The sequence below is a fragment of the Nocardioides albus genome, from assembly GCF_014648255.1.
In the GTDB taxonomy this organism is placed as follows: domain Bacteria; phylum Actinomycetota; class Actinomycetes; order Propionibacteriales; family Nocardioidaceae; genus Nocardioides; species Nocardioides albus.
This window is the reverse complement of record NZ_BMQT01000014.1, coordinates 131,615-140,498: the sequence shown is the minus strand read 5'-3', so window position 1 is coordinate 140,498 and position 8,884 is coordinate 131,615. Positions and strand designations below refer to the sequence as shown.

The window sequence follows — 8,884 nt, the reverse complement described above, 5'->3', positions numbered from 1 at the left end:
CACCCGGAGGTCTTCGCTAGGTCAACAACCGACCCGGAGTGTCACCAACCTCTTGGCTGAGTACAACTAGAGGCCACATGCATTCTGAACTGACGTGCGACACGCCGAGACGCGGCGTGTCGCCCGGGCTTGTGCGGGTCATTGTGGCCGGGCGACACCCGCAACGCTCCCCTCCGCCCACGCGCTGGAGAAGCTCGGATTCAATCTGGAGGGGTTGTGGCCGGGATCAGGGGCGATGCGCCTGGAGCAAGGCGATCACGCTGCCGCTGCACGATGAGCCAGCGCCATCTCGACGCACCTCAGAACATAGTCCGGCTGGAACATGACCTGGTCATAGGTGAAACGCAGCACGATCCAGCCGTCGGAGGTGAGCATCGTGTAACGCTGGCAGTCGCGATCATGCGCCTCTTTGTCGGCATGGAAGCCCCACGAGTCGGCCTCGAGGATGATGCCGTTGATCGGGTCTACGAGATCAGGGTGCACGGTCAGCGCGCCGACTCGCACCTCGTACTGCGGGATGAACTCGAGCTTCGCCTTGATCGTGATCGCTCGCAGGCCTGATTCGAAAGGGTTCTTGGCCAGTCCGTTGGCGTGGGATGCCACGAGCCGGACGCATTCGTCGTTGCCTCCGCGCCACGAAGACGCCGCGACGACGAGCTCGTCATGGGCTACGGCCTTCTCGCGCAGGGCCGAGTCGGCGACGGTCAGCGCCGCGTCGAACGGCAGGTCGCGCGCGCAGAGCAGGACGGTCAGGAGCGGACCGGTCGCCCACCCGTCGAGCTCGTCTCGGCGGGCGTCATGGAACCAGAATCTCGCCTTGCTCGTGGGCGCTGGACGACCCGTCGGCAGAAGCAGGTGAGGTATTCCCGGGGTGCTCCGCACCTTCCAGCCGTGATGAACGGCTGCGCTGAGATGGGATAGATGTGCGTTGTGTTCCAGAGCGAGCCGCATTCCCAGGTCATCACGACGCAGCGCATAGCGGTCGCGGTCGACGTGGATGATCGCCTTGTTCGACACCGCGGTGCGGAGGCGTCGGCGGCTGGAGAGTGCGACGATGTCGGCAGCGTGGGCGATCCCACCCAGCTGCTCCAGCGCCTCCACTGCGTCCATGACGGCCAGTATGGGTGCGACCACCGACAGTCTTGATGGGTTTGATGGGCCCGGAGTAAACGCAGCTGGCGTGTCGCCGGACGAGTGGTCTGCAGTAGCTTTGCCCCGTGGACTACGACGTTGACCGAGTCGTCGACGAGATGCGCGAGGCCGCGACCTGTTACCTGCGACCAAGGTTCCGTGCGCTGGCGACCGAGGACATCTGGGAGAAGTCGCCTGGTGAGGTCGTCACCGTTGCCGACCAGGAATGCGAGAAGGCCCTCTCCGATCGCCTGTGCGCTGCGGTCCCAGGAAGCGTCGTGATCGGGGAGGAGGCTGCCGCCGAGGATCTGTCGTTGCTTCTCCATCTCTCTGGCGAGCAGCCCGTCTGGCTGTTGGACCCGCTCGACGGCACCGGCGCCTTCGCATCTGGTTCGCCGGACTACGGACTAATGGCGGCACTGGTGGTCAACAGCGAGACCGTGCTCGCGATCATTCACCAACCCGAGCACTCTCGGACCTTTGTTGCGGAGCATGGTGCCGGTGCGTACGAGACCGAGTCGGGTGAGCGTGTCGCGGTCCGGCGCTCCTCGAGCAGTCTCCACGGCGCGGTCATGAAACGGTTCCTGCCGGCCGATATCCGCGTTGTGATCGAGCACAACGAGCATCGGTTCGCGACGCTGGAGCCGCAAGCGACTGCTGCCAGCATCGAGTACCCCCCCGCACTCGCGAAGGGTGACGGCGACTTCATGCTGTACTGGCGCACCTTGCCCTGGGACCACGCTCCCGGCGCCTTGCTGTTGAGTGAGGCCGGCGGAGTCGTGGCCCGCCTGGACGGCGCGGCGTACGACCCGACGGATCGTCGTGAGGGTCTCTTGGCGGCCGGTAGTCCCGAGGCATTGCGGGAAGCGAAGGCGGCGCTCGGGCTCGGATGAAGGGCCCGGCACGAGGCACCGAAAATCTGGTGCGTCGAGCAAACTTGGCTGACAGGATTGGGCCATGTTGCTGGTCACCCCGACGCTCGTGACGGAGCGGTTGAGACTGCGTCCGTTCGCCGACTCCGATGCGGACCAGCTGTTCGCGTTGCAGAGCGACGCCAACGTACTGCGCTACTGGGACTCTCCGCCGTGGACGGAGGAATCACAGGCGAAGCAGTTCATCGCGAGGTCTCGCGAGATGGCGGAGGAGGGGAGCGGGGTGCGGATGGTCATCGAGCGGGGCGAGACGACCGGAGTGAGGTCGAGCGGCGAGCTTGCTCGTCCGCTCGCGCCGAGCGAGGGAGTAACCGCGCGAAGCGCGGACGACGGCGCGTTCCTGGGCTGGTGCACGCTGAACTCGTGGAACCCTGACTTCCGCAGCGCATCACTGGGCTACTGCCTCGGCGAGGCGGCGTGGGGGCGCGGGGTCGCGACCGAGGCGGCCAAGCAGTTGCTGGGTTGGGCGTTCGACACCTTGGACCTGAACCGGGTGCAGGCGGAGGCCGACACTCGCAACGCTGGCTCCGCCCGGGTGCTGGAGAAGCTCGGATTCACGTTGGAGGGGACACTCCGCGAGGACTGTGTGGTGAACGGGGTCGTCTCCGACTCGTGGGTCTTCGGACTGCTCAGGCGGGAGTGGTTTGCCCGGCAACCGGGTACCGCAGGGACATGAGCCACGAGCAGTTTCCGGCAGAGGGGCCCGACGACCCCGAATACACCGACGAGTCAGGGCAGGTCTCCGAGACCCAGCGTCTCGATGAGGACGAGGGCGGCTCTCCGATCGCGCCCTCGGATTCGACGGCGGGTTATCCCGACTCCGAGTCGGGCAGCCCGGACACGCAGGGGTCCGGACCGAGCGAGGCGCCGCCCGAGAACCGGCGCGACAACGACGTCTAGCGTTCCTGGGCGGCGGCCACAAGGCCTGCGGGCAACCCCTGCGACACACCGATGTCGGTGTGTCGCCGGGGTCCTCAGGCGCGTTGCCGGCCTCCGGCAGGCTCAGCCGAAGAGGTCGCCCAACCAGGACTCGCGGTGGTGGCTGCGGTGCTTGTCATGGCGCCGGTCGTCGTCGTAGTCGCGCTTCTCGTAGTCCCGCTTGTCATAGCGTCGCTCGTCGCGCTGCTCCTGGCGGGGCTGCTGGTAGCCGCCAGGCTGCGGGGCGCCGACGGACCGCTCGATGATCTTGTCGATCTCGCCGCGGTCCAACCACACACCACGGCACTGCGGGCAGTAGTCGATCTCGATGCCTTGGCGCTCGCTCATCACCAGGGTGGCACCGTCGATGGGGCACTGCATGGGGGTCTCCTCGTCGTCGGGGATCAGCGCCCATCAACCTATCCGGTCGCCCCGCATCGCCGAGGCTCAGCGCGACGGACCTCGAGCTCAGCGCTCCTTCGACCGCACCCGGATGCCGGTGAGCGGGATCGTGGCGGTGCCGGCGGGGTCGGTGAAGAAGTCGTTGCCCTCGCCGTCGACGACGATGAAGGCGGGGAAGTTCTCGACCTCGATCTTCCAGACCGCCTCCATGCCGAGCTCGGGATACTCCAGCACCTCGACGGACTTGATGCAGTCCTGCGCGAGCCGGGCGGCGGGTCCGCCGATCGAGCCGAGGTAGAAACCGCCGTACGTCCCGCAGGCCTCCGCGACGACCTTGGAGCGGTTGCCCTTGGCGAGCATGACCATCGAGCCGCCCGCGGCCTGGAACTGCTCGACGTAGGAGTCCATCCGGCCGGCGGTGGTCGGCCCGAAGGAGCCGCTCGCCATGCCTTCGGGCGTCTTGGCGGGGCCGGCGTAGTAGACCGGGTGGTTCTTCAGGTAGTCCGGCATCTCCTCGCCGGCGTCGAGGCGCTCCTTGATCTTGGCGTGCGCGATGTCGCGGGCCACGACCATCGGGCCGGAGAGGGAGAGTCGGGTCTTGACCGGGTGCTGCGACAGGGTCTCGAGGATCGATGACATCGGCTGGTTGAGGTCGATGTCCACGACCTCGCCGGCCGCGATCTCCTCGGCCATGCCGGCGTCGGGCATGTACTGCGCCGGGTCGGTCTCGAGCTGCTCGAGGAAGACGCCGTCGCGGGTGATCTTGCCGAGCGCCTGCCGATCGGCGGAGCAGGAGACCGCGATCGCCACGGGGCAGGAGGCGCCGTGGCGGGGGAGCCGGACGACGCGTACGTCATGGCAGAAGTACTTGCCGCCGAACTGCGCCCCGATCCCGAAGGACTGGGTCAGCTCGAAGACCTTCTCCTCGAGCTCCGTATCGCGGAAGCCGTGGGCGCTCATCGAGCCCTCGGTCGGGAGGTTGTCGAGGTAGTGGGCCGAGGCGTACTTGGCCGTCTTCAGGGCGAACTCCGCGGAAGTCCCGCCGATGACGACGGCGAGGTGGTACGGCGGGCACGCGGCCGTGCCCAGCGACCGGATCTTCTCGTCGAGGAAGCTCAGGATCCGGTCGGGGTGCAGGATCGCCTTGGTCTCCTGGAACAGGAACGACTTGTTGGCCGAGCCGCCGCCCTTGGCCATGAAGAGGAACTTGTACTCCGGGCCTTTCTCGCCCTCGGCGGTCGAGTAGATTTCGACCTGCGCGGGCAGGTTGGAGCCGGTGTTCTTCTCCTCGTACGTGGTCAGCGGCGCCAGCTGGGAGTAGCGCAGGTTGAGCTTGGTGTAGGCGTCGAAGACACCGCGGCTGACGGTCTCGGCGTCGTCGGCGCCGGTCAGCACGCCCTCGGACTTCTTGCCCATCACGATCGCGGTGCCGGTGTCCTGGCACATCGGCAGGATCCCGCCGGCGGAGATGTTGACGTTCTTGAGCAGGTCGAGCGCGACGAAGCGGTCGTTGCCGGAGGCCTCGGGGTCGTCGATGATCTTGCGGAGCTGCTGGAGGTGGGCCGGGCGGAGGTACTGGTTGATGTCCTTCATCGCCTCGGCGGTCAGCCGGCGGATCGCCTCGGGGTCGACCTTGAGGAACTTGCGCCCGTCGACCTCGACCTCTTCCACCCCCTCGCTGGTGATCAGCCGATAAGGAGTGTCGTCCTTACCTGTCGGGAGGAGGTCGGAGTACCGGAACTCAACGTCAGCCACGAAAGAGAATCGTACGCCGCCCCGGCCTCGAACCCGGCCTCGGTCCCGGCGTCGGCTCCAGGGCCGACACCGAGGACAGAGGATGTTGGCGCCAGCCTGCTCGAGAGCGGCGTGGAGTCGTGACTGTCACGCGCGGGGCGGGGGCTGGGAGCCGGCCGTCAGGCGGTGGGCCCGGCTCGCAGGTCCGCCGATGCCGCGACCAGCGTCGCCACCACGGAGGTGCTGAAGGCAGGATCCATCACTGCCGCGGCGCACGGGCCGCGGGACGGGCCGGACGGTGACACCAGCCCGGAGACGAGCGCGCGGTAGGTCTGGACCCCGCCCTCCCGTGTGTCCGGGGGCAGGCGGTGCACGCAACCGTCGGCCCCGACCAGCTCGAGGACGTCCTGCTTCGTGGACGCCGAGACCGACACCAGCGACCGCGCGCTCGCCCCTCGCGCATGGGTGGTCTCGAGCACGATGCCCTCGTCGGTGTGGCGGGCCGAGATGGTCGTCACGTCACCGAGCGCCACCTGCAGGGCAGCGAGCACGTGGGGTCCGAGGTCCCACAGGGCGCCGTCGGTCTCGCGCCGCCACGCAGATCGGCCGAAGGGGTCGTCGCCGACCGTGGCCGTGTTCGTGAGCACCGCTCTCGCCGATGACCACGTACGTTCGGCCGCGGCGTCCAACCACGGGGCGACGGTGCTGTCGAGCAGCCGGGAGTAGTGGACGAGCACCGGCTCGGGATGTCCGTGCAGCCGCTCGGCCTGCTCGACCCGACGGGCCACCGGCTTCTCGAGCAGCAGCGCCTTGCCTTCATCCAATGCCGCCGGCGTCAGCCCGGCCTGGACGTCGGGCGGCACGCAGAACGCGACGACGTCGACGCGGTCCAGCAGATCGACGTAGGTGCCCGCCGGCTCGAAGTCGTACCGGCGGGCCAGGTCCGCGAGGTCGGCGTCGTTGCGTGACCAGCCGTGGGTCAGCCTCACCTCGGGCGCGGCGGCGAGCGCCGGCACCACGGCCAGCCGAGCCCAGGGCCCGGAGCCCACCAGCCCTACGCGCAGGACGCGCTCAGGCATCGGCGAGCACCGCCACGAGCCGGGTGTGCCTGGACATGTGATCCTCGAACTCGCTCGGGTGCTCTCCTGACCTCGGCAACCTACCCGAGCGGGTCAGCCGGCGAGGCCCATCGCGAACACGTGCAGGGCACTGTTGGTGGGCAGGACCACGAAGTCGACGGTCTTGCCGGCGGTCAGCGGCACCGAGTTGGCGAAGACCCGGTACTGGTAGGCGGCGTCGCCGTAGCCGTCGGGGCGGTTGCGACCGACGCTCGAGGCGACCAACGTCGCGCCGTGCGCGTCGGTCTCCTGGAACGACCAGTTGGGCAGGCCGGTCTCGGCCGTCGACGACGTGCCGTCGGTGTAGAAGACAGTGACCGTGCCCGTGGCACTGAAGCTGCTGCCCGAGCCGAGCAGGACCAGCGCGTTGCCGCTGCCGCTCACCTTCACGGCCTGGCCGCCGCTGGCGACGTTGTCGGCCGTGCCGGGTGCGACGTCGGGCATCGCCAGGGTGGCGCCCAGCGCCTCGACCTCGGCCCCGCGGCCCAGGCCCACGTCGGCCAGCTTCTGGGCCGAGAAGCTGTTGCCGGCACCGTCGAAGTTCCCGGCAGCGGTGGCGCTCTCGTCGGTGATCCCGGTGTTGTTGAAGGCGGCCGCCAGATCGGCCATCGGCTCGCCGGAGCGCTCCACCCGCGTGCCGACCGCGGCACCCGCGCCGTCACCGCCGCGGTAGGTGGCCGTGGCGGTGAAGGTGCGCAGGTGGAAGCCCGGACGCCGTTCGGGCACCCGCACCGAGAAGGTGACCGTGGCGCCGGCGCCCGGCTTCACGGCTCCCGAGACCGACCGCGAAGCCGGGGCGACCTGCCAGCCCACCGGTCCCCGGAACGAGACCGTGAGCGTGCGCAGCGCCGCCGTCGACTGGTTGCGGACGGTGACCGGCACCTCGACGATGGCCGGCCCGTCGAGGTCGACCGCTCCGATGGTGACGCCGACCGTGTCCGTGGCGTCCGTGGTCTCCGCAGCCGCGGCCGCTGTGATGGCGGCCGGGGCCACCAGAAGACCGCCGAGGGCGATCGTGAGCGCGAGAGCCGCGCGGGCGAGGAACGACGGAGCGACCATGGTAGGTACCTTTCGGAAGGTGAGTTCGGTGCGGATCAGGGGACGGGGGGCATCTCGGTCTGGCGCGAGTCGAGGCCGACCCTCGGCTTGCGCCAATTGCCCCGGGTGAAGTCGGGGATCTCGACCGGCTTGCCCTTCTTGGCCAGCGACTCGACGCTCAGCGGGACCGGCGAGCACCACATCGCCGAGTCGTAGACGTCGATGTCGGGGACCAGCCCGGCGCGCATGGTCTGGATGAGACGCCACTGCAGGATGTAGTCCATGCCGCCGTGACCGCTCCCGGAGGCGTCGTCCTCCAGCTCCTTCCAGAGCCAGTGGTCGAACTCTTGGCGCAGCTCCTTGAAGCCGCGCCAGGTGTCGCCGCTGTGCAGCGGCTCGGCGTAGACGCGGGCGCCGGTCGAGTCGCCGCCGACGTAGTCCTCGAACAGGCCGCGGCTACCCTCGATGCTGTTGATGCGGCTGTACGGCCGGGGCTGGCTCACGTTGTGCTCGGCGCTGATGGTGCGACCCCCGGAAGTGGTGATCTCGCAGCTGATGCGGTCGCCGTTGATGTACTCCTCCTTCCACGACCGGTGGTCGCGGGGGACGAAGCGCTCGCGGTAGTCGGCCAGGCCTCGCGGCGCGGTCGCGGTGGCGGCCAGCGTGACGGCGCGGTCGCCGCGGTTGATGTCCATCGCGGCGGCGATCGGCGCGAGGCCGTGCATCGGGTAGAAGCTGGCGGTGCTGCGGGTGTGCCACAGGCGCCGCCAGTCGTCGGTGTAGTAGCCGTCGTTGAACAGCAGGGCCCGCAGATCGTGCAGGTAGCCGCCGGCGCCGTGGGTGATGTCGCCGAAGACCCCCTCGTGCGCCATCTTGAGCATCGCCAGCTCGTTGCGGCCGTAGCTGCAGTTCTCGGCGAGCAGCAGGTGCTTCCGGGTCATCTCGGAGGTGTTGACGAGGTCCCACAGCTCGTTGAGCTCCGTGGCGATCGGCAGCTCGACGGCGACGTGCGCGCCGGCCAGCATCGAGTTCCGTGCCTGGTCGTAGTGGAACTCCCAGGGGGTGGCGATGTAGACGAGGTCGAGCTCCTCGCGGTCGAGCATCTGCTTGAAGGAGCCACGCTCGCCGCCGTACTCCTTGGGGCGGGTCTTGCCGCGCGCGACGAGGTCGTCGGCCACCCGCTTGGCTCGGTCTGCGCGGATGTCGCACACCGCGACCACGTGCGCGCCGGGGATGTCGGCCCAGCCACGGGCCATGCCGGAGCCGCGGTTGCCGAGGCCGATCAGTCCGATGCGAACGATCTCGTGCGCCTCGAAGGCCTGGTTGACCATGGTGCGCTGGCCGGCGGCGCGCGCCGGGGTGGCGCCCGCGGTGAGGGCACCGATGCCCAGGGCGGCGCCGCCCACTGCGGCGGCGGAGCCCAGGACGCTGCGCCGGGAGAACCCGGTAGCGAGCTTGGTGTCGGGTGTGGTGTCGGGCGTGGTGATGGACGTCGTCTGCATGTCTTCGCTCCGAGGTCGAGGTCGGGCCGACACGGCCTGAGTGATCGTTTATGATCGAATCAACGCTTGTATCGGCAGAATCAATCGCTCAGGAAGACTGTAGGGCACG

The 8,884-nt window shown here is 68.9% G+C and carries 9 protein-coding genes; 3 read left to right on the top strand and 6 right to left on the bottom strand.

The genetic code is table 11. The annotated features are described in order from the left end of the window. Positions 1–255: 255 nt before the first annotated feature. A complete protein-coding gene (locus IEY84_RS24590; protein ID WP_183551147.1) occupies positions 256–1,110 on the bottom strand; it encodes a DUF559 domain-containing protein in 855 nt (284 codons plus the stop codon). 107 nt (positions 1,111–1,217) lie between these two features. Here IEY84_RS24590 and IEY84_RS24585 point away from each other — a divergent pair, with 107 nt between their 5' ends. The 3 genes from IEY84_RS24585 (at position 1,218) to IEY84_RS24575 (ending at position 2,963) form a co-directional block, all read left to right on the top strand. Beyond that, positions 1,218–2,024, top strand: a complete 807-nt coding sequence (locus tag IEY84_RS24585) for an inositol monophosphatase family protein (protein WP_183551150.1) — start codon at positions 1,218–1,220, stop codon at positions 2,022–2,024. Between the two features lie 64 nt (positions 2,025–2,088). Continuing rightward, entirely contained in the window at positions 2,089–2,739 is a 651-nt protein-coding gene (locus tag IEY84_RS24580; RefSeq protein WP_183551153.1) for a GNAT family N-acetyltransferase, read from the top strand. Beyond that, the gene (locus tag IEY84_RS24575) at positions 2,736–2,963 is read left to right on the top strand and encodes a hypothetical protein (protein WP_183551156.1); all 228 of its coding nucleotides are present in this window, start codon (positions 2,736–2,738) and stop codon (positions 2,961–2,963) included. Before IEY84_RS24580 ends, IEY84_RS24575 begins: the two co-directional genes overlap by 4 nt. Before the next feature lie 102 nt (positions 2,964–3,065). On the opposite strand, the gene IEY84_RS24570 is transcribed toward IEY84_RS24575, so the two are convergent. From IEY84_RS24570 to IEY84_RS24550, 5 genes are all read right to left on the bottom strand, one after another. Further along, positions 3,066–3,362 carry a TFIIB-type zinc ribbon-containing protein gene (locus IEY84_RS24570; protein ID WP_183551159.1) on the bottom strand — a complete coding sequence of 99 codons (297 nt, stop codon included), beginning with the start codon at positions 3,360–3,362 and terminating at the stop codon, positions 3,066–3,068. Between the two features lie 87 nt (positions 3,363–3,449). Beyond that, entirely contained in the window at positions 3,450–5,138 is a 1,689-nt protein-coding gene (locus IEY84_RS24565) for a fumarate hydratase (protein ID WP_183551162.1), read from the bottom strand. A gap of 158 nt (positions 5,139–5,296) precedes the next feature. Beyond that, a complete protein-coding gene (locus IEY84_RS24560; protein ID WP_183551165.1) occupies positions 5,297–6,196 on the bottom strand; it encodes a Gfo/Idh/MocA family protein in 900 nt (299 codons plus the stop codon). A gap of 93 nt (positions 6,197–6,289) precedes the next feature. Then, entirely contained in the window at positions 6,290–7,294 is a 1,005-nt protein-coding gene (locus IEY84_RS24555) for a beta-sandwich domain-containing protein (protein WP_183551167.1), read from the bottom strand. A 35-nt stretch (positions 7,295–7,329) separates the two neighbouring features. Beyond that, positions 7,330–8,775 (bottom strand): Gfo/Idh/MocA family protein, encoded by a 1,446-nt coding sequence (locus tag IEY84_RS24550; protein WP_183551169.1) that lies wholly within the window; start codon positions 8,773–8,775, stop codon positions 7,330–7,332. Positions 8,776–8,884: the final 109 nt, after the last annotated feature.

Coding starts and splice junctions, on each gene's coding strand:
- IEY84_RS24590 (WP_183551147.1), bottom strand. CDS start 1,110: ATGGACGCAGTGGAGGCGCTGGAGCAGCTGGGTGGGATCGCCCACGCT.
- IEY84_RS24580 (WP_183551153.1), top strand. CDS start 2,089: ATGTTGCTGGTCACCCCGACGCTCGTGACGGAGCGGTTGAGACTGCGT.
- IEY84_RS24575 (WP_183551156.1), top strand. CDS start 2,736: ATGAGCCACGAGCAGTTTCCGGCAGAGGGGCCCGACGACCCCGAATAC.
- IEY84_RS24570 (WP_183551159.1), bottom strand. CDS start 3,362: ATGCAGTGCCCCATCGACGGTGCCACCCTGGTGATGAGCGAGCGCCAA.
- IEY84_RS24560 (WP_183551165.1), bottom strand. CDS start 6,196: ATGCCTGAGCGCGTCCTGCGCGTAGGGCTGGTGGGCTCCGGGCCCTGG.
- IEY84_RS24555 (WP_183551167.1), bottom strand. CDS start 7,294: ATGGTCGCTCCGTCGTTCCTCGCCCGCGCGGCTCTCGCGCTCACGATC.
- IEY84_RS24550 (WP_183551169.1), bottom strand. CDS start 8,775: ATGCAGACGACGTCCATCACCACGCCCGACACCACACCCGACACCAAG.